18 protein-coding genes are annotated in these 21080 nt (G+C 55.2%); 1 reads left to right on the forward strand and 17 read right to left on the reverse strand.

Annotated features, from left to right (window positions below):
- Positions 1-13: 13 nt before the first annotated feature.
- Genes CS948_RS02750 through CS948_RS02765 form a run of 4 tightly spaced genes read right to left on the reverse strand, consistent with a single transcriptional unit; the run spans position 14 to position 5480 of the window.
- Entirely contained in the window at positions 14-2191 is a 2178-nt protein-coding gene (locus CS948_RS02750; protein ID WP_099290224.1) for a hypothetical protein, read from the reverse strand.
- A complete protein-coding gene (locus CS948_RS02755) occupies positions 2188-2727 on the reverse strand; it encodes an NUMOD4 domain-containing protein (RefSeq protein ID WP_099290225.1) in 540 nt (179 codons plus the stop codon). Before CS948_RS02755 ends, CS948_RS02750 begins: the two co-directional genes overlap by 4 nt.
- Positions 2717-4441: a PHP domain-containing protein gene (locus CS948_RS02760; protein WP_099290226.1), complete on the reverse strand. Its 1725-nt coding sequence runs from the start codon at positions 4439-4441 to the stop codon at positions 2717-2719. Before CS948_RS02760 ends, CS948_RS02755 begins: the two co-directional genes overlap by 11 nt.
- 1 nt (position 4442) lies before the next feature.
- Positions 4443-5480 carry a toprim domain-containing protein gene (locus CS948_RS02765; RefSeq protein ID WP_099290227.1) on the reverse strand — a complete coding sequence of 346 codons (1038 nt, stop codon included), beginning with the start codon at positions 5478-5480 and terminating at the stop codon, positions 4443-4445.
- 140 nt (positions 5481-5620) lie between these two features.
- Between CS948_RS02765 and CS948_RS02770 the strand changes: the two genes are divergently transcribed.
- Positions 5621-7120: a hypothetical protein gene (locus CS948_RS02770; RefSeq protein WP_099290228.1), complete on the forward strand. Its 1500-nt coding sequence runs from the start codon at positions 5621-5623 to the stop codon at positions 7118-7120.
- Between the two features lie 27 nt (positions 7121-7147).
- Here the strand turns inward: CS948_RS02770 and CS948_RS02775 are convergent, their stop codons facing one another.
- From CS948_RS02775 to CS948_RS02835, 13 genes are all read right to left on the reverse strand, one after another.
- Complete coding sequence (locus tag CS948_RS02775) at positions 7148-8521, reverse strand: DnaB-like helicase C-terminal domain-containing protein (RefSeq protein WP_099290229.1); 1374 nt, start codon at positions 8519-8521, stop codon at positions 7148-7150.
- The gene (locus CS948_RS02780; protein ID WP_099290230.1) at positions 8518-9138 is read right to left on the reverse strand and encodes a hypothetical protein; all 621 of its coding nucleotides are present in this window, start codon (positions 9136-9138) and stop codon (positions 8518-8520) included. Before CS948_RS02780 ends, CS948_RS02775 begins: the two co-directional genes overlap by 4 nt.
- Complete coding sequence (locus CS948_RS02785) at positions 9122-9724, reverse strand: RNA polymerase sigma factor (protein ID WP_099290231.1); 603 nt, start codon at positions 9722-9724, stop codon at positions 9122-9124. The genes CS948_RS02780 and CS948_RS02785 overlap by 17 nt, the downstream gene beginning before the upstream one ends.
- 86 nt (positions 9725-9810) lie before the next feature.
- Complete coding sequence (locus tag CS948_RS02790; RefSeq protein WP_099290232.1) at positions 9811-10296, reverse strand: crossover junction endodeoxyribonuclease RuvC; 486 nt, start codon at positions 10294-10296, stop codon at positions 9811-9813.
- Complete coding sequence (locus CS948_RS02795) at positions 10271-12595, reverse strand: AAA family ATPase (RefSeq protein ID WP_099290233.1); 2325 nt, start codon at positions 12593-12595, stop codon at positions 10271-10273. The genes CS948_RS02790 and CS948_RS02795 overlap by 26 nt, the downstream gene beginning before the upstream one ends.
- The gene (locus CS948_RS02800; RefSeq protein ID WP_099290234.1) at positions 12583-13650 is read right to left on the reverse strand and encodes a phosphoesterase; all 1068 of its coding nucleotides are present in this window, start codon (positions 13648-13650) and stop codon (positions 12583-12585) included. The genes CS948_RS02795 and CS948_RS02800 overlap by 13 nt, the downstream gene beginning before the upstream one ends.
- A gap of 75 nt (positions 13651-13725) precedes the next feature.
- Positions 13726-14952 (reverse strand): hypothetical protein, encoded by a 1227-nt coding sequence (locus CS948_RS02805; protein WP_099290235.1) that lies wholly within the window; start codon positions 14950-14952, stop codon positions 13726-13728.
- 284 nt (positions 14953-15236) lie between these two features.
- Positions 15237-15770, reverse strand: a complete 534-nt coding sequence (locus CS948_RS02810; protein WP_099290236.1) for a hypothetical protein — start codon at positions 15768-15770, stop codon at positions 15237-15239.
- A gap of 116 nt (positions 15771-15886) precedes the next feature.
- Positions 15887-17956, reverse strand: coding sequence for a hypothetical protein (locus CS948_RS02815; protein WP_099290237.1), 2070 nt, complete (start codon positions 17954-17956; stop codon positions 15887-15889).
- Complete coding sequence (locus CS948_RS02820) at positions 17953-18525, reverse strand: hypothetical protein (RefSeq protein ID WP_099290238.1); 573 nt, start codon at positions 18523-18525, stop codon at positions 17953-17955. The genes CS948_RS02815 and CS948_RS02820 overlap by 4 nt, the downstream gene beginning before the upstream one ends.
- On the reverse strand, positions 18515-19402 hold the full coding sequence (locus CS948_RS02825; RefSeq protein ID WP_099290239.1) for a hypothetical protein: 888 nt from the start codon (positions 19400-19402) through the stop codon (positions 18515-18517). The genes CS948_RS02820 and CS948_RS02825 overlap by 11 nt, the downstream gene beginning before the upstream one ends.
- A gap of 4 nt (positions 19403-19406) precedes the next feature.
- A complete protein-coding gene (locus CS948_RS02830; RefSeq protein WP_099290240.1) occupies positions 19407-20348 on the reverse strand; it encodes a hypothetical protein in 942 nt (313 codons plus the stop codon).
- Positions 20341-21030 (reverse strand): hypothetical protein, encoded by a 690-nt coding sequence (locus CS948_RS02835; protein WP_240053680.1) that lies wholly within the window; start codon positions 21028-21030, stop codon positions 20341-20343. The genes CS948_RS02830 and CS948_RS02835 overlap by 8 nt, the downstream gene beginning before the upstream one ends.
- Positions 21031-21080: the final 50 nt, after the last annotated feature.

Consider the following 21080-nt stretch of genomic DNA (forward strand, 5'->3'; position numbering starts at 1 on the left):
AATAAGTTGATTCTCATACGATATGAATGATAGTCGATTTGGTGCTTTGGAGGTTGTTTGTGCCGGAATAGTCGCTGTACTTGACCATCCCCGACACGATGACGATACGGTCTTTCAGTGCGGAGATTTCCTCCCGATGGGCTTCGCAGGTCTCGCTCCAGCAGACCATCTCCGCCACGTCGTTATTCTGCTGGAGCGTCAGCTTGATAAACCGCTTGCGTTCGCCGCTCGTCCGGTCTTTGTACGTGTGCTCGGACAGCTCCGTGACGGAGGCGCATACGGCGGCACGCCGTCCGTCGCTGGCCGGGTCGAGCACGTCGTGCAGACTCAGGTAGGAGGCTTTGCCTTTCACGAGCGCACGGGCTTCGGATGCCTCGAAGATGCGGCGGTAGTCCACCGAACCGATGCCCGACACGGCAATCTGCTGGCGGCTCCAAAAGTAATGCCGCCCGACCAGCTCCTCGGGGAAGTCTTTCTCCGAAAGCGTGAAGCCTAATTCTGCCGCTGCACGGGCAAGCAGACCGTAACGCTCCGTCACCGTACCGATACCTTCCACCTTGTCGAAGCATCCAGACAGAATCATGTTCCGCACATGCCGGGCATTGACCGGTACCCGCACGGATTCTTCAGCATTGTCGGGGTCGTCCCAGTAGGCGTATTTCTTCAATTTGTACCGGAATATCCGGTGGATGAAGTGCTCGATGGAGGTGTAAGGACCGTTTTTCTCGCGTTCCTCGACGATGCAGGCAACGGCTTTGGCTCCGAGCTGTTTGATGCGGCCGAGTGACCAGAAGATTTCATCCGTGCCGTAGTCGGTGAAGAATACCTGCCGGGAGGTGTTGATTTCGGGCGGCACGATGCGGGCTTTCGAGCAGAGCTCCATCTCGGACATCAGCAACGGGATTTCTTTGTCGTCGGCCCACTGCAATGCCACGGTGTAGAACGCTGTCGGATAGTTGGCTTTGAGATAGGCTCCCACGTAGCTGGTGACGGCATAAGCGGTGGCATGGCTGGCATTGAACAGGTAACCGCCGCCGGCTTCGATCATTTCCCAGATGTGTTCCGCATCTTCTTTGGGACACCCTTTGGCGGCAGCTCCCGTCATGAACTTCTCCTTCATGGCGCGGATGACATCGATTTTCTTTTTGGAGATGAGTTTCAGCAGCCGCACGCCCTCGGCCAGCGAGAAACCGCCGACTTCACGCGCCATCTGGGCGAGCTGTTCCTGAAAGACCAGTACGCCGTAAGTGTTTTTCAAGGCATCGTAGGTTCCCCACAAATAAACGGGGGCCACTTCCTCACGGCGGCAGAGCAGGTATTTTTCGGCCGAACCGGAATCGAGCGTCGCCGGACGGTACAACGCTCCGGCGGCAATCAGGTCGCCGATGCACTGCGGCCGCATGTCTTGCAGGAAGCGGGTCATGCCCGGCGAGGAGAACTGGAAGACGTTCTGCGTGTAGCCCTCCGACAGGATACGGAAGGTCTTCTCGTCGTCCAAGCCGCTGCGCACGATACCCTCGAAGGAGAGCCCCGCACCGTATTCCCGGTTGCAGATGTCGATGACCGCCTGTATTTTCGACAGCTCCTTGATGCCGAGACAGTCGTTTTTCAGCAACCCGACCTCGTCGATGGAGTATCCGTCCAGCTCGGAAATGAGCAGGTCGTCCACTTTCTTGATGGGCGTGTAGTCGAAGCACTCCATCGGCTCGCCGTCCTGCTGCTTGGGCGTGATGATGATGGCCGAGGCATGGACGGAACCGGAACGGGGCTGACCCATAAGCGGCCGAATGTCCTCGATGACCCTCGGGTACCGTAGGATGAAGTCCCGGACTTTCTTGTTGGTGGCGGCCAACTTGAACAGGTCGGTCCAGGTCATGTTGTCGTCCCCGAAGATGGCCGTGATGTAGTTCACCACACTGACCGGCACACGGTGTACGCGGCTGACATCTTTCAGCACGGCTTTCATTTTGAGGGTCGTGAGCGTACCGGCGGAGAAGACCTGCTGTCGCCCGTCGGTGTTGTACCGACGCTCCAAATACTCCTTGACCTCCTGCCGGCGGTCGGACTGGAAGTCGATGTCCACGTCGCTCATGGTTTTACCGGAACCTTGAAGATAACCGTCACCGACCTCACAATCATACGCTTTTACAATGTGCCGGGATTCAATCTTCCTTATTGATTCTATTTTCATCGGACGTAGGTTTTATTGTTCACGATGTTGCATATTGCCTGTTTGCACACGCCGAACATACCGGCCAGTTCGACTTGGCGGATACCCCACAGATAGTGTAATAACCGAATTTGACAAGCCTCCTCGTTTGTTAATTTCGCGTGGGCATGGTTCTCACCGTAATCTCTTTTCAGATTCTGTTCTATGGCATGTCGATAGTTTTCTTTCCGCGTGCACATTTCGAGATTATCGGCTCTGTTGTTCAGTTTATTGCCGTCTTTATGATTGACTTCCAGGACTGAATTCCAATCCGGTAAAAAAGCACTGGCGACAAGCCGGTGAATCAGAAAGTGTCTGGTGTTGTTTCGTGTACTTAATTGTACCTGAAAATAAGGGGATGTTCTGCCTTGAGCGGGAGTCAGGATATGGCCTTTGAGCAGACGTTCTTTTCTATTCTGCACGAGCACTATCCTGTCCAGGCTTCGTACTTGCCCGAAATTACTGACTTGATAACACTTTTCGTAACCGGGTATATCTTTCCATATTTCATCTTCCATATCGCATATCTTTGTTGATTTCAAATAGTAAATCCCGATTGTCGAACAGGATATCATCCCCCTCCCGAAGCTCATCGGCATAGACCTCGATCTGTTTTTCGCCACGGCGTACCGCCAACCGGGCATCGCGGTCAAAAAGCACTGTCTGACCATTACTCAAACATAGTTTCACGTAGCTCGTAGATGCAATCGTTCCGACAAGTTTGGTCGCTTTGGCCGGATAGAGCCCGGCACGCTCGGGCAGCAGGAAACGCTCGAAGAGCAGGTTGTACCGGATGGGGTCGATAAGCGTGATACCCAACAGGTACAAAGCCAGACAACCTCCTGCCGAACCGCGCCCGCACCCCACAAGAATACCGTTGCGACGTGCCCAGTTTACCGTATCGTACTGCACGAGCATGTAGTCAATGTTATCTGTAGATTCGAGAATGTAGATCTCTTTATCGAGTCGCTTCCTGTACTTGTCCTTTTGTTCGGCGGGTACCAGTTTGGAAAAACCCTCTTCGAGCAGGGAAAGGAACATCGTATGCGTATCGCCGTAACGCTGCCGCTCCTCCGCCGTCATGTCGTAGCGGGGCATGTAGTTCCGCTCGGTCTGGTAACGGGCTTCGGCACCCTCGGCAATCTCCACCGTGTGGCGGCACATCCGCTCGAAGAGCGCGTCCGTGTTCCACCGCTCGCCGTCGAAAAGCGCACGGACGGCGGTATAGTGCTCGTCGATGTCTTTGAAGTATTGGTCGTCGCTCTGGGCATGGGCGGCACCCGTGGCGATTTTGTTGAGCACGGTTTTCGTGCGGGCGTCGTCCTTGTCCGGATAGTAGCAGTCGGCGATGAGTATCGGCTCCACTAAGAAACTGTCGTTCTTCTCGTCGTAGAAGGTGTGGAAGAAATGGGCGGCAGCCTTCAGCACCTCGGCGTCCAGCCGCTCGGCCTTGTACTCCGACAAATCCACCTGGTAGAACACCTTATCGAAGGTGTCTTTAATGGCCTTGACCACATGCAGATTCTTTTCCATCCAGCACGGCGAGAGCTTGCCGAACACCAGCACGTTCCCTTCGCCCCGGCGGAGCAGTTCGGGAAGCGGGACGGTCGCGTCCGCAGCATCCACCATGACGGCTTTCTGGATGCGCAACAGGTTCCTGAGTCCGCGCTGGCTCTGACAGTAGATTTTCACCTCCACTTTCTCGCCCTCATGCGCCAGCGTGCAGGTGTATCCGATGACGGGACGGATGCCGGCCTTGTCGCAGGCTTTCTGCAACGCCAACGTCGCACCCATCGTGTTCCGGTCGCAGATGCCGAGGGCGGTATGGCCCATCCACACGGCTTTCCGTACCCACTGCGACACATCACCCGAGGCATTTAGCAGTTCATAAGGGGTATGGACACCTAAGTTCACGAACGGGGTTTTCTGCTTGCAGGGAACCCGCCGCCCCACGTATTTGAGGATGTTCAACCCGAAGCCCTCCCGGAGGGAGTAGTAGTACCAGTTGTCCCCGAACGGGAAGACGACGTATTCGATGCCCTCGGACAGCAGCACCTCCGGATGTTCCATCAGGTTGAATTCCACCTCTGCGCCTCGCACACGGAAAATCGACTCCACCCCGGAAAGGTCCGCGAGGAACAGTTTGCCGAGCCCTTCAATTTCGACCACTTCACGGTCTATGGGCCGGTAAGCGATGCGGTGCGCTTTCAGCCATTCATGTAATTCGTTCATGCTATTTCTGTTGTATTTTGGTGAGTTGATATTCGACAGGCGTTTTCAACCCGTAGGCGAAAACACGGTAAATCTCTTCCGCCGTCAGGTCTTCCCAGTCTTTCTCCGGATCGGGAATGTCCGCCACGAAGACCTCGAAATAGGCGGAGAGCTCCGAGGCGGTGTGTTTGACGGCTTCCACGGCATCTCCGTCGTAGCCGATGACCACCATGCGGACGCCTTTTGTCTGGAGTTTGTAAATCTGGGTACGGGATATTTTCTTTCCGAAGGTGGCAACGGCGACGATACGGCGGTTGTCGTACAGGTCTAATTTGCGGGTCAGGGCGACCACATCGAAGATGCCTTCGGTCAGGATGACCGTATCGGTCTCACCCTCCACGATGCCGTCGTAATGATAGAGCAGCTTCACGAAGTCGTTCTCGGTGGAGTTGCGCCAGCGCAGCATCTTGTACTCCCCGTTGCGTGCGGCACGACGGTTATGGAGGTCGATTTCCTCCTTGCTCCACGTATGGCGGGCCACGTAACCCACCGTGTCGCCCTCGTCGATGACGGGAAAGATTACGTAGTCGTCCCAACGGCGGTTCAGCCGGCAGGTAGTGCCCACCGGAAAGCGGTCGTAATCGTCGTAGGTAAATCCCCGGCTTTGCAGATAAGGATGGGTAAAGGTACGCCGCCAGTATTCCGGAAGGGATACGATGCCCAACTCGTCATCGACCTCGTCCTCTGCATCCTCCAACGGAAACAGTGCATTGGGAAGCGGCTCGTCGAATGCCACCGTTTCCGTCGGCAGCAGGTCCATCCGGCCGAGGCTTTCGAGCAGCTTTCCCAAAGTGGTGGTCGAGCGTCCGCACGAGAAGCAGTGCGCCATGAAAGGTTTCTTGCGCACCGTCTCCTTGCCGATATAGACCCCGAATTTTCCGTCCTTGCCACAGAACGGACACCGCGCGATGAGGTTCTTCCCACCGCCGTCCGTCCGCGCCCCAAGCTCCGCCCGGAGCTCGGCCACCAACAAATCATATTCTTTCCCTGTGATGTACATATAAAGAAATAGCCCGCCTTATCATGAAATGGTTATTAAAAATGATTTTAGTGAGAAACTTTTTAGAAAACACAGGGAAAGAATAAGCAATAGTGTACTTTTGCAGATAATGTAATATATTTATAGAAAAAACAGAGATTATGGATAAGCAGAATTGTTATATAGATTATTTAGAATGGGAAGTGTTAGATAATAAGGTTGTTATTCAACATTTAGAATCTCAAGGCAATTTGTACCATTTTAATGATACTTATACAATCACGATTTTCAGAGATGACGATTATAAGTTGAGAGGCATTTTAGAGGGACAAGATGCTATTAACTCTGATTTGTTGTTCCCTTCTATCTCAAAAGGTGAAATGACATTTGGTGAGACCATTTTAGGGATAGGAAATGATGGGTTTACATATATATTGCAGGGCATGATAATAGACACTTATAATGTAATGCCAAATATTGATGATTTAAGTCGAAGTTCGTTTAAGGCAAATCTTAGTATTGCATCCATTACCAAATCAAAGAAACAAGTTCCTCAATTCAATAAGGTTCAATATTGGTATCTATGCTCAAAACATGATATTCCATTTCCAGCTACGACACAAAGAACTAATAATCCTCAATTTCCCAAACAGAGAATGGGCTTAGACGAAGAATGTTCTATTGAAAAAATGTTTATACCAGGAGGAACATACCAAACTTCTCGTGATTACCTTCCTATATCACTTAGTGATAAACAAATTATTGTTCTATCAAAGGTCCCTCAACTATACCTTCCCCAACAAGCAAATGGATTATGTATTGAATGTAGAGAAAATTTTGGAGGAATTCCTGACGATAAAGAAATTTTGGCGGCAACAGAATTGTTAAGTTTTGTTATTGGGACACAAATGACATTAGTTGGCATATCTTATTATAAAGACCATGACTTCTTATGTCAAATCAGTATCTCACCATCAATATCAAATCTACAACAAAAATTGCAGCAAGTCTCCGACCCTCCTATTGATTGTCATCATTATGCCAATTATCAAACTTTTATTAGTGCAATATTTACTCTTATGCCACAATATCTACAAAAAAGAGAGGTGCTTCAATTAAATTATGCTTTAGCCCATTATTGGATTGCCAAAGATGCTCCCATTGGTGTAAATCTGCCAATCTTGTCCAGTGCATTAGAAGCTATCGCAAGTGCTTCATTGAAAGATCTGACTAATGATAGACAACAAAGTACGTATATGCCAGCAAAAGAATATAGAAATCTTATAAAAGATGAGGTTGAAAAAATCAAAGCTAAACTTGAAGAAAAAAATGTGGTATATAGACAAAAGATTCTCAATAAAATCGATGGAGCATACAATATGGGTGGAAATGAAAAAATAGATTTATTGTTTGACCGTTTTGGTATTATTATAGGGCCTTTAGAAAAAGAAGCTCTTAAAGCTCGTAATTTGATGGCTCATGGTACCATGAAAACCTTGGATTATGAGAGGTATAAGGAAATTATTCGAAAATCTTATGCGTATAGAACATTATTTCATAGAGTTATTCTAAAAATATTATCATATAATGGAGAATATATAGACTATTATACATACGGTTATCCGTCGAGAAATATAGATGATCCAATACCAACAGAATAAAATTGATTGGGAATCTCCCAATCAATTTTATGTTTCCTCCATCTGCTGCAACGCCATCGACCGCTGCGGGTCATAGAACACTTCGTTGTCGTAGTCGGTGGCGATTTTGATGGTGTCGCCCTTCCGGAAAAACCGGCTCTTGGCCACATGCAGGCGCATCAGGCACTCTTTCCGCTCGGCCGACGACTGGTTCAGGGAAATCAGATGTGTGCAGGGCCGCGCCAGTCCCTTCGCCTCCGAACAGTTGTATTCGGTCAGCACGTTCCGCTCGTTGTTGAGCCAGTCCCGGTCTTCGATGGTACTCTGGTAGGTCACCACCATCCACACGTTCTCGTCCGCCGCCAGGTCTTTGAGGTCGTTCGCTACGGCAATGCGTTTCGAGCGTTCATGCTCGGCGCCCCACTGGCGGCGCGTGGCGTCGGTCAGCAGGTCCATTGAGTCCACGATGACCACATCGGGCGAGTAACCGTTGATTTTGCGGTATTCGGCAATCCCGTTCTTGATGTCCATCGTCGAGATGCGGGCGGCAAAGCGCGGGAACGAACGCACCGTGATACTGCCGGCGTAGCTCATCACCAGCTCCTCGAAGTGCTTGAATTCCCGGTCGGAAATCTTTCCCTGCTCGAAGTAGTAGGCATTGCGGGAAATCATCCCGCCCGAATAGGCGTCCAGCGCCTCCTGCTCGGAACCTTCCAACTGGTAGTGCAGCACATGCAGCCCGTCGTCGATGTCGGCACGGATGCCGATGTGCTTGGCAAGATGGGATTTACCCACGCCTGTCGATGCAAGAAAGCAGGTCAGTTGCCCCCGGAGGTCCCGGCCGCCGTTCAGAGCGTCGAGGTACGGGATGTAGAAGCGGCACACCTGCGGTAGGCTGTTCTCGCGGCTCTCGGCTTCGCGGCGGCGGTTGTGCTCGAAGCGCTCCCGGAAGGTTTTCGCCACGTCCACGAATGCCGTGGTGCGGAGCGTGAACGACGAGAGCCACCCGGCATATTCGGCGAGCAACGCCTCGGCCTTGTCCTGACGGTTCTGGTTGTAGAGCTTGCCGACCTCGGTATAGACTTTCTGCAACCGCACGCCCTTGATGTAACCTTCGAGCAGGTCGGTAAGGGACTCCGTGTTGGTGTTCTCCTCCTCGTATTCGCGGAAGGTCTCCAACAGCTCGATGGCATCGTAGTCGCCCTGGAATGTCTGAGAGAGCGTGGCATACGTCGGCGGGGACTTATAGGTACGGTAGTGGTTGGCGATGACCTCCTGAATTTTCTGGAAGCTGCGGTCCGGCAGGAACTCCTTGCGCATATTCTCCGCCACCACACCGCACAGGGTGTCGTAGCGCAGGGCGGCGGCATAAAGCTCGTAGAGAAACTCCGCCGATAAAGGATTGACAGATGCGTTTTTCATGGGCGGCTTCTCCTTTCAGCTTCTTCGTGGCGCAAGCGATAGAGTTCCGGATAACGGGCTGCTGTACGCTTGCGGCAGAGCTCGACGCGGGAGCATCCCCGGCAGGCGGCCGAGAACGGATTCCACAGCAAGGTCGAAATACCGCAGACGTAGTAACCCACAGGCGTGTTCACCACCCGCTGTTTGGTCGCCTCCTCGTATGCCGGATCGAGGAACTGCCACAAGGGATGTTCCCGACGGTCTTTGAGCAGCAGCGGCAAGGCGGCACGGTTGAGCCCGGCCTCCTGAAGCCATCGGTCCTCGTGGTAACGGCGTACCGGTGTGGTGGCGGCAAAACGCTCCCGGGCTTTGGGTCCGAAGGAGTGCGACGGCATCCATCGGCACGACAGGTAGCTTTCGTCAAACCGGCTGATGGCATGCACCTGGCAGATGCAGAAGTCCGCGATACGCTCGTCGGAGAGCTCCCCGCCGCCGTGGGTACGCAGGAGCTCCAAACAGGCCGCCACCGTCCGCCGTCCCGACTCTCCGCCGGGAAAGCGGAACGAGGCATCGATGAGCCGGCGCACGAGCATCTCGAACAGTGATACCGTCACACGGGTCTTATCGTTTCTCTCCATCGGGCGTAATGAGTTTGCGCATCTGCTGTTTCGCCAGGAAAATCCGGCTCTTCATCGTGTCGAGGCTCCGGCTTTTCATGTTGCCGTTGCGGTATGAAATCTCGACGATCTCTTCCAACTTGTATCCCGCCTGTTGAAGCAGCAGGGCTTCCCGGTAGATGGGTTTGAGCGAATCGAGGGCATTCAGGATGTCGTCGTTGTAAAACTCCCGGTAGTTCTCCATACCCATAGCGTTGCCGTGCGTGTCGTCTTCATCGCTCAACGACGAAGCCAGCGAATAGACGTCCACGTTTTCCGAAACGGGCAGGCGGCCGTGACGGCGGTTCTGCTCCATGACGAACCGTTTGGTCACGATGTGTATCCAGTTGAGAATGCTCCGCTGGGGATCGTAGGTGGTGATGTACTTGAAAAAGTTCACTAATGCCTCGCTGTAATTGTCCGCAATGTTCTCCTGCAAGTAGGTGTAACGGATGCAGAGCCGGTACACCAGATTTTTGTTGGGCAGGATGTAGCGGTTGAACAGCTCGGTACGCAGTTCGATATTTTTTAACTCCTCTTCCGGGAGTGGCTTTCCCTGTTGCTCCATAGGCCGACGGATTGATGGTTCAATCTGAATCTCAATCTGTCAGCAACTCTATGTGCGTCAATTCTATAAATGTTTGTCATAACTTCTTAAATACGATATTTGCGGATATAGTAATGATAAAGATGGCAGGCGTCTGCGGCGTTGTCGTCCACCGGCACGATGCCGTATTTGTTCTTGCACGCCGCGATCATCTGCGCCTTAGTGGCGTGTCCGTCGCCCGTCGCCCATTTTTTCAATGTCGCAGGATTTACGAATTCGGGTTCCGGCAGGTCCAATTCGTCGCAGACCTCCAGCAGAATGCCCCGCAGCTCCGAAAGACGGCGCATGTCGTAGAAGTGGCGGTTCACAGCCACATCCTCGGCCACGACCTGCCGGATACCGTAACGGCGCATGTAAGCGAGGAGCATCGTGCGGAATGCGCCGTGCATCTTGTTGCCGTTGCGGCGTTTCGACTCGGTGAAATTCCATACTCCGGCCTCGTGCAGCGAGAAGTATCCCGTGTGTGTGGCGATGTCCAACGCCAGCACCTGCTCCCTTGTCAGGAGGCTATTCTCCGATACGCGATTCTCCATGCTCCTTGACGATTACCAGTTTGTTGGGATATCCCTCCGCGACATTCCCGTGCGATACCACCAGCACGGTCCCGCCGAGGGCGTTCAGTGCCTCGAACATGGACGCCAGACCGGCCTCGTCCACCGCCTCCAGTATCTCGTCGAGAACGAGCAGGTCCAGCCCTTTTTCGTCGTCGCAGTTGGCGTTGACGAGCTTTTGCATGGCAAGGATTGTCGCCAAATTCACGCGGGCGGCTTCACCTGCCGAGAACTTGCCGAACGAGCCGCAGTCCACGCCGTCACGCAGCAGTGAAATGGAGATTTTCTCGCGCACCTTGCCGCTTTTGAGCACCGTGTAACCGTCGAAACGGATGCGGATGTCGCTGCCGATACCGATGAGGAACTCGTTGGTGATGCGGCTGAGGGTCTCGATTTTCGTGTTGGCCAAGTAGGTCTTGAACTGTACGAAACGCTCGCGCTGCACTTCCAATGCCCGCACTTTGTCGTCCACGTTGAACTTGCGTTTGGCGGTCTCCATCGAGCGTTGCTTTTCCTGTTTCAGCGTAGCGCGAAGCGACTGGGTCAGGTCGGCCGCGGCAGCCTCATTGACCTCGCGGATGGTCTCCTGCAAGGTCGCTACGGCGCACTCGGCGGCGCGAATCTCCTCTTCGGCTTTGCGCTTCTCCCGACCGAGTGCGGCACCCCGCTCGTCGATGAACCCGAACACCTCGTCGAATACCTTGCGGCGAATGCCGTCGATCTCCTCCTGCATGGCGGTAATCCCGGCTTGGATGCGCTTGCGGTTATGCTCCGTATCCTCGACGCTGCTCGTGGCACTGCGCACGGCTCGCTCGTGTTCCGACAGTTTCTGTTCCCAATCCCGGTGCTCGTTCTCCATGTCGCGGCGTTCGGTACGGATACGGTTCTGCCGCATCTCTACCTCTTCGGATTGTCTCTCCCCGGCCTCTATGCGGCCGTTCAACTCTCCGAGTTGTTGCTGGCGAAGACGCAGCTCCTTCGTGCCTGCCTCGATGTCGAACTGAGGCTGTGCCACCAAGAACTCGTGCCCGCAGGCAGGACATGTAATTGAACCGGCCAGTTTGTTGGCCAGCTCGTCGATACCTGCCGAGACGGTACGGCGCTTGCGGCGCAGTTCGTCCAGACGTCCGGCAAGGTCGCGCAACTGGTTGTCTATCTTCTGCAACCGCGACTGATAACCCGCCGTCTGTTCCTCGTACTGCGAGCAGAAATTGGCGTAATCTTTTTTGAACTGTTCCCATGCCGCACGTTTCTCCGCCAACGTCCTTTCGGCGTGCTTGACCGCAGCATCGAGGTTGTCAAGAGAGGCGCGGGCGATTTCCATATCCTCCTTTTTGAGTCGGAGGGTACGGTCCCAGTCCGTGCGCCGTGTGTTCGTGAAGAGCGGCATAAACGTTTCGATGGCTTTCAGGCACTCTTCCAACGAGGTGTCCGAAGATTCCAGCTCCTGCAACGCTTCGTCCGCCTGCCGGACTTTCTCCATCATTCCGTCAGTTTCGTCCGCCGACGCTTTCCGGGCACGTATCTGTTCCCGTTTGGCAGCGATGGAGGCTTCGAGTTCCGCAATGCGGGCCGCACGATTGCGGCCGCGCTCTTCGCCTGCCGCCGTCTCGCGGTCGATTTGCATTAACAACATCTCGATGCGCCCGTCAATACCGGCCAGTTCGAGGTTTATCTTCTGCTGTTCGCTGCCGAGAGGCTCGATGTCCTCCTCGACACGGGCGATGGCTTCATCCACAAGGATGCCGTTCGAGAAGCGGTTGATGATTTCTTTTTTCTCTTTGTCCGATGACGATAGAAAGTCCTCGTAACGATATTTCGAGAGAATGAAGTTGTTCAACAGCTCGTCGCGCGTGATGCCCAATTTGTCGAGGATGTAGCGGTTGTAGGCATCGACCGAGGGCTGTACGGCCTCGTCTGTCTCTACGTTCTTGCCGCCTCGCCGGAGCGTACAGGTAACCGTCGATGTCCCTTTGCGGGGGATGCAGCGTGAAACGATGAGTTCCTCATTGGAAGCGTCGTTTGCCAGATGTAAATTGATACGGCACTCCTCGGCAGCATCGTTGATGATTTCCTCCGAACGTATCTTACGCAGCGGACTGCCCGTGATGCCGATGGCGATGCTCTCCAACAGGGCGGATTTTCCGGCACCGTTCGACTGCTGGGAGTCGTTGTCGCGGTTGTCGCCGAATATCAGGGTCGTAACGCCTTGCTGCAAGGTGTACGACAGGCGGCGGAAAGCGCACAGGTTTTCCGCCTCTATATTTCTCAGTTTCCACATGGTCTGTTCTCGATTTTAGATAAGTATTCCAGTCCGACAGCCACCTCATCGATCTGCTTCTCGCGGCAGAACTCCTCGTAAGTCTCGCGGATACGGCGGCTGTCGAATTTCTCGAAGAGCGACGAGGACGATGCTTCAAGCATCTCTTCCTCATCAGCGATAAGCTCTACCTTGGTGGCGCCGGCCTCCAAGAGCGCAGCCTTGTCCACCGACTTCATGGCCGCCTGTGGGGCATGGACCCGCACCTTGACCTTGTAGCGGCCGTCGGCATCGATCTCCCTGAGCTCGTCCATGAGGTGCAGGCTCGCCCGCTCGGCCGACACGTCCAGCACTTTGTAGCGCGTGTTCACCTTGTTCTTGATGAACTCGTGCGTACCGTCGGTGTAGATGACCGTGTATCCCTTCTCCTCGTCCTCGCCGAAATTGTGCTGGCGCGAAGAACCGATATACTCGATTCGGGTTTTCGGGATGATGCACCGGTTGTGGTAATGGCCGACGAACACCTTGTCGAACGCCTTGAAGAGGTGTACAGGCAGTTCGTTGTCGGAAGGCTGGGACAGTGCCCCGTTGATGCCTTCATGGATGTACAGGTAGTTCAACCGTTCGGGGTCGAGACGCACCCGCTCCAATTTCTCCGGAAAGCTGCCGTTCTCCGGAAAGTAAGCGACCATGTGCAGGATGAACCGCTGCCCGTCGGGACAGGGCAAGGCGATGTAGTCGTCCGCGACCAGCACGTTGTCGTGTTGGTCGAATATGTGGCAGTAGCCGCGCGGCGATTCCTGGTTTACCTTGTCATGGTTGCCGTTAATCATCGTGACGCGCATGCCGTACTCGGCAGCTAATAGCAGGGCGTCGTGAACGGCCAGCAGCACGTCGAGGGTCTGGGCGGCACGGCTCAGAAAGAGGTCGCCGCCGAGGGCGATATCCCGGATGTCCATCTTCCGGCAGATGTCGAGGGCCTCCCGCCAGTTGGCCGTAAATTCGGGTATGTTATCTTTGGATACGTGTATGTCGTTCAGTAACAACAGACACGGATAATTCTTTTCCTTTGGCATAAGCATGTGATGTAGGAAAGGGAAGCGCAGCACAAGGCTGCTCCTTCCCTGAAATGAATAACTCTATGTGTCTGTTTATCTGCGACGGCGACGGGGTTCCTCCTCGGCCGACAGTTCGGGTGCTTCCTCCTCTTCGGAAGGGACGGGACCCTGCATCGCCTCCTCGATCATATCCAGCAGCTCTTTGTTCGAGGTCGAACGGGTCACGCGGATCTGGAGACCTTCCTGCTCGATGTAGGCGCGGATAAGCCCGCGAAGTTCCTGTCCCTGCTCGGTGCGGTCGCCCAACCCCTGCTCCTGCAAGCTGTCGAACCGTTCGAACAGGTCGTCGAGGGTGGCGGCTCCGGCCGCCGGGTTGTCCTTGTTGTCTTTCGTGCGTTTGTCGAACGAGAAGGAACTGGTGTCCTCTTTCGGGAGGGCGGCCATGATGGTTTCGATGGCCTCCTTCATTTCGTCCGTCTCCATGATGGCCATACCGTAACGGGCATCGCACTGCTTGAGGTACTCGACGGTCGCCTCGGCCTGATAGCGCGAGTAGCGGTAGATGATGTCGGGAATGCGGGGCGCTGAGAGCAGGGCCGAAAGTTCCTCCTTCGAGAGCACGTCGGTGTCGCTTTCGTTGTCGATGCTCACGAGGTATTCGGTCTTGCCACCGTTCTTTTTCTTCTCGATTTCTACCGGATAGGCATCGTGTACCGAGCACACGGGACAGGGATGGTTGGGATTCTTGGCCAGTTTCTTCTGCCAGAGTTTGAATTTCCGCTCGTCGAGGTCTTTGAACTGGCTGTGCGAGAGCGTAAGAAGCTGGAGGCCTTTGGCCCGCTCGTCGAGGTCGAGGACGTAGAGCGCATGGCCGTAGCTGTATTTGAGACCGCCGCCGAAGCTGCCGCCCCCGATTTTCTCGGCCAGTTTGTCGTCCCCCTGTGCCTTGGCTTCCGCCACGGCAGCCTTGCGGTAGATGTCGATCAGGTCCAGCGGATAACCGGCATCGGTAGCTCGCGGGACGGTCACGTACAGGTACGAGGCTTTGCCGCCCGTGGACGGTTTCTCCAGTTCGAGCAGCAGTTGGTGGACGGGAAATTCGTAACCCGGACGGGCAAGGACGCCGTCGGTGGTTGGTGCGATGGGCAGCACGCGCAGGCGGTACACGCCCAACTTGTCCATGCGGAAGAACTCGGTGCGGGCGAATGCCTTGTTCTCTTCCTGCGCCCGCTGTTGCGCCTGGGCATAAGTCTCCTGCGAGGCAAGGAATAAATCCTCCACGGAAACCGGATTCTCTCTTTCAAGATTTTCGTCTTGCATAGTGTTGAAAGTGATAAAATTACTAATGCCGAAGAATCTAAAAGACGACGAGGGACGGGTTCGGATGCACCGCCGCTCTTCAGTTTAGAAACTGGATGGAAAGCCGGACGATACCGTTCCGTTTATCACTTTCCCTATGCGCCGCCCGAATGGGCGGATTCAATTGAATGTTTACAAAAATAGCCTCCTTTCACGAGCGGGCAAAATAAACGGTTGAATGTTTGCTGAAAAAGTGGATAACCCACTGTTTTCAAACGATTTATTTTATCCTGCAAATAATCGTTTCAGGGTTTTCCCGTCGTAGGGTTCTGCCACGGAAGACGCAGGCGCTCCGCCGGATAGAGGCTCGACGTGTCCACCTTCGAGGCGTCCTCGACCATCTGGCGGCGGATGGCGGAGATGAGTTTCCGGTTCCGACAGATGAATTTCTCCAACTTGTGCCGCCGCATCTCGTCGTAGAAGGGTTTCTTCGCCGGGGTCATCACGGTAGCGCGGCGGCAATAGAGGCCGTCCCGTTCGTAGAGTTCCATGTAACGCCGGAACTTGGGTTTGCGCAGGGACGGGTCTTTGGAGGCCGAGCAGACGATACGGATCAGCGGCAAGGGCGGAGCCCGGTGCCTGCCCGCCGGCAACGACTGCATGATGAGCTGGAACACTTCGGGGACTTCGTATTTGAGGAAGAATCCCAATTTGGTCTCCTCGAAAAGGTAACGCTTATACGTCCCCTTCGGCCTTCCGGACTTTCCGGGACGTTTTGCGGGGTTCTGCTCCGCTTTGCGGGTGATCCTCGCGCCCCGGTGTTTCTTCGCTTGTGCCATGTGTTTCGGGTTTTACGGGTTCGACAGATGCCTGGGCGACGCTGTGCGTGCGGCGGCGTTTTTCGCTGATGGCGGCGCGGCTGTTCAGGTCACGCTGGATGTTGAGTTTTTTCATGTTACGTCATGTATGAAAAGTGAATATTGATTTCAGTGTTGTACATGCCCCGTTCGTAGATACGGACGTAGCGGCTTCCGGCATCGATGGTAAAGGACGAACCCCGGTTGTATTTATGGTCGTCGTTCCAGTGTGCCATCGTGGTGCGCAAGCCGTATTTGGGCGGCTCGACCTTATTGGGAATGACAGCGATGATGCCGCCCTCGTTGCTTCCGTCACGCCGGGCGGTGTTGATACGTCCCTGTATGCAGACGATGCTGCCGATCTGACGCACGAACAGCTTGCTGGTATCGGTTCCCGAACCGCTGTTCGACATCTGGAGCCAGCCGGTATCGAGCAGTTTGGGCTGGTAGTCGGCGGCGTAGGCAGCCCCGATATTTTTGCAGGCTAATTTACGGGCATCGTCATCGGGTAATGCGAGGTCCGACAATTTCTTATCCCGCCGCACATAGTTGTCCGCAAGGTCTTTGCTGCCGGCGGCGGCCAACCTCTCCCGAAGCATCTGCTGGGCTTGGACCGAACTTTTTCCTTGACGGACCAAAAAGGTGATGTAGTCCTGGAACAGCTCGGCAAGACGGCCGAAACGGCTGTCCGCGTCTTTCTTGGAATAGACACCCAGATTCCCGGCGGCGGTCTGCCGCTCACCCTCGTCCAGACCGTCAAGCAGGCGGTCTGCCTTTTTCCGGAGTTCGGCGGCGACCTGCGTTGTGGTGACGTATCCCTCGCTCTGGGGTGTGTCCTCCCCGGCGAAGTTGCCGCTGGCAATGGCGCTCAGTTTGTCGTAGAGTTCTTGGGTGAAATCTTTGGTCGATAGCCCCTTGCCCTCGACGGCATCCACTTTCTTATTCAGTCCGTCGATCAGGGCCTGTTGCGTGGCGTAGGTCTTGGCAATGGAGATACCGTTTACCTGCAAATCGCCCTGCACATCGACGAAGTTCTTCGGGACGAGCAGAATACCTCCTGCCGTGTTGGTGATGGAAAAATGAGGGCGTTTGTCTTCGGTATAGCCCACAATGGCGGCTTCCGCTCCCGATAGGTCGCACCAGCGTATCACCCCGCCGAATGCGGCATCCGTCAGGACGTGGTCTGCGTCCGAGAGCGTGATGCCATGCGCCGAATCGACGGCCAGCACGGCATGTACCGCCACCCGTTTGTCGGCTCCGCAGACCTGCAACAGCGGCAGCGTACACCGCTTGCCGTCGTACACCTCGAAGTTCCGGAAGTAGGCCGTGCCCTCATTGTAGCCGTCGTAGTTGATGCGGACGGTTCCTTTGTCGCTACGCTCGGCGATGTTTTTCAGTTGGTTGCCCGTCAGGTAAAGCGATCCGGCACGCACCGTGTCGCTGCGCAGGTCGGACAAGGTGCAGAGCCGCTCCGTGAAAGTGGCGGCGACAACGCCCTTGCTTTCGATGATGATGCGACCTTTAAGCAGGTCGAATACGACAGCGGCGGTGGGAGTCGCATTCGTGCCGGCTTCGAGGCGGGCGACGGAGGCTTCGGAAAAGTAACCCCGCAGAATCTTTTTGCTGCCTGTCGGGGAGACCAGCAGCGAATGTTTGCTCTCGATGCCTTTCTCGACGGTCAGGGTGCCGGTCAGCAGGAGGTCTTTGCGGACGGTCTGCCTGGCAAAAGGACTGTCGGTCATCAGGGCGTAGCGGCCAAAGAATTTATCCGCCAGCCGGGGTGCATAGTCGGCCGTCACCTCGATGTACTGGGGCAAGGCTCCCGTAACGGAATCGACGGTATCGGGCACGGAACGGCCGCCCGAAGCCAGGTAGCAGGCACGGCCGCGTTTGTTGACTTCGTTGGCATAGGTGACCGACTCGTTGCTGTTTTTCTCGTAGATGTAGTACGGATACGAAGCGTCGGCACACCCCTCGAAACGGCGGATTTTATCGCCCAACCAGACGTATCCGGGGGTAATGACGGCACCTTGGCACTGGCAGCCGGAGACGATGAAGTTGGAACAGCCGTCTAATAGGCTGCCGACGGCCAACACCATGTCCTGTAAGTTGATGATATCGTCGGCGTAGGTATAACGGCCGCCGGGTTCCGCGATGAATTCTTTCATGATTTCGTTTTATTGGGTTTGAGCTCTTCGCCGTCTATTTTGATCAGATAGGTCTTGCCTGCCGTGCGGTAGGTGTTCACCGCATAGGAAAGCATGTAAACAAACTCCTGCGTGGGGATGGTGATGGACGGCACGCACACCATGAAGCTGACTTTCGCAATGGCTTTCTCTTCGATGAACAGATGGAACGGCCGGGGATTTTCATCGTCGCTATCCGTCGTGACCTGCTCACCCTCGTACCACACCGTAAACGGCCGGCCGACCGTCGCACCCTCGTGGTAGAGGTCCACGCCGAGCGGTGTGCTGTCGGTGATGTAAATGGCGTCAGAGGCGTCGCGGAAGTAGCGACGGAACCGGTAGTTCAGCCACCACTCGAACCACATCACCTGCGAGGTCATGCGCGCCTCGATCTGCCGCTCCCGTGCCCATGCGCAAAAACGGTCATTCAGGCTTTGCAGCGGCCACACGAGGCTCTGCAACAGCAGGATGTAACGCCGTCCCGACAGATAATGCGGGGTCAGGCAGTTGATGAGCCTGTCGGTTGGCAATCGGTATCTGTTATTGTCCATCGACGCTGAGTTTTAGGGCTTGTCGGAAATTGGGTATCTGCTCTTCGTCGCCCTTCCCGGAGGACTGGCGCAGGTATCCCGAGGCGGTATGCCGCATCCGGACGATTCGTTCCATCGGCATTAAAATACCTTCGCTGTTGTGGCAGGCTAAAAAGACACCCTGCCGGGGCGTGGCCTCTTCGTCGATCCACACGTCGGTCACATGCTCGGCCGAGCGGATGGCTTCCATGACCTTGGAGACATAGACGATGGCATTGAACTCGATGTTCATCATGTACTCCTTCAGCTTCTCTTCGATGTTGTCGAACACCTCCGCCTCGGAGATGGCACCGTCCCAGAAGACGGAGAGCCGGGGTACCAGTAGGTCGCCAGGCAGGGAGGTAACCTCGACGCGGGTGCCGGCGAACTTGATTTTGGCGAGATAGGCGCGAATCTGCACCAGTTCCTCCTCATCTACGGCGGACAGGTTGCCCTTGTCCCCTGTGGCGACTTTCAAGACCAGTTTGCTGTCGAGGTTCACGTCGTCGCTGCTTTCGTCATACGACACTTGCGTGATGATACGCTTGCTTTCGTCCACGGAGGCGTACCCGAAAGCCAGACCGTCTTCGCGGACGGTCAGTTCGTCGCCTTTCTGGTACTGGAGCAAGGCACGGGCGTAGTAGTCCGGAGTACCGTTGATACGTCGGTTGATGGTTTCGGAGATGTCGTAGGCGAAGACATCGAGCAGGGTCTCGAAGCTGTGGATGACGGCAGCGACCGTCCATGTGATACCGTTCAGGATGGAGAGCTTCGAGTCGCTGGAAAACTCGTTCAGCTCCATGCGCTTGTTGCGTTCCCGGACGGCTTCATCGTATATTTCTTTCAGGGTTCGGCTCATGGGTTCAAGGTTGATTGGGGATGTAACGATAGCATTTTTCAGGGGTACGGATGACCCAGGCGCCGCCTTCGTTCCAGCTCTCCTCGTGGGTGAGCAACCAAACGGCTTCCAGACCGGTGGCGGGGACACATGCACCGACCGCATCCCGCACGGGTTCCGCGTATGTGCCGGAGGGAACGACAGGCAGTGTGAGGTCGCAGCTGCGGCGGCCGTAATGATGGGTGACCAACCGGATCAGGTATTCATCGACGGCAGCACGGCTTATGTCGGCATCCGTCAGATCGAGTGTCATCAACTGCCGGCACTCCGCCAACGGTAGCAATGTTCCGCAGCTTAGGCGGCTGAGGTCCATCCGGAAGACACCGTCTAACAGAGGTACGAAGTCCAACGGGTATGAACCGCCGCAAAGCGAGAACCGTTCGCAGCGAAGCGGCTCGGACAGACGGATGCGACGGGCACTACACGCGCTCAAATCGAGGCTCTGAAAGGTGAAGTCCCCGTAAAGGCGTACCTGCCGGGGTGTGACGACCGTGTTGTCGAAACGGTGCTCGATAAGCCGCACGGAGGAACTCAACACTACGGGTTCCAACGCGGAGTTGTCGCCCCAGTCGATTTCGGCGGTACCGCTGCCGGAAAGGGAGAAAGCCGTAGCGATTTGTGCGGCTTCCAGCGTGAACCACAGACGGCGGTTGCCAGACGGATACTTGGGATAAACGTTACGTTCTCCGCCGGCCGGTACGATTTGTTCCCGACGGTATCGGGCGACCACATCCGCGTTGATGACGAAATCGTCCGTGTAAAAGAGCTCGTCCCCGCTGTGGAGCGTATCGGCCAGAGAGAGTGCGGGATTGCAGATCAGCAGGTCCACGATGCCCTCGATGGAACCGGTCAGGTGCAGGGCTACATCATACAGGTTCTGACCTTCGGTGACGGTATATTTACCCATTCTGTTCCTCCTTTTCTTCGGTTTCTAATAAGAGTTCTCCGGTAACGGAATCCATGTAGGCGTTGATGATAACCATGTTGTCGCCCTTGAACTCGGCTTGCAGTCTGGCAGCGAGGTTGTTGTTCTCGAAGTTGCCGTGCAGGAAGTCGATCAGCCCGACTCCGGTGGTGGGATACTGGTACAGGTTTCCCGGAAAGGCTTTCAGCAGGAACACCTCGTTCTGGTATTTGGCGGCACCGATTTCCAGATCGGTGTCGTCACCGGAATAGAGAAGCAGGCAGCCGTCCCGAAGGACAAGGTGGTAACGGCCCTCTTCATTGATGGTCTCGTATTCGGAGAGCCGTATGACCTGCGTCGCACCCTCGCTGTCCTGCAAATACACGGGAAACCAGGTGGTGTTGTTCGTGGAGTTGACGACATATTCGGGATGTCCCGTCCCGGTGTCCAAACGCAGGCGCACGAGCAGCTCCTTGTAGAGTGGCGTGTAAGGGATTTGGACGTAGAAACCCTGTTCGCCACGGCGACGCACGGTGAAGTCCGCCGGGACGGTAATCTCCCCGCGAACCCGTTTTTCGTCCTGCTCTCCCGACAGACGAAACGGGTAGAACACCTTGCCGGCCAGACCGGTCGAGGTGTTTACCTCACCCAAAGAGGGATTCATCGTGATGTCCATGCGTGCCATAAACAAGTATTGAAAAGCCCCGGACACAGGTGCGCCGGTACTGCGTGTTA

The organism is Butyricimonas sp. Marseille-P3923 (genome assembly GCF_900184685.1).
In the GTDB taxonomy this organism is placed as follows: domain Bacteria; phylum Bacteroidota; class Bacteroidia; order Bacteroidales; family Marinifilaceae; genus Butyricimonas; species Butyricimonas muris.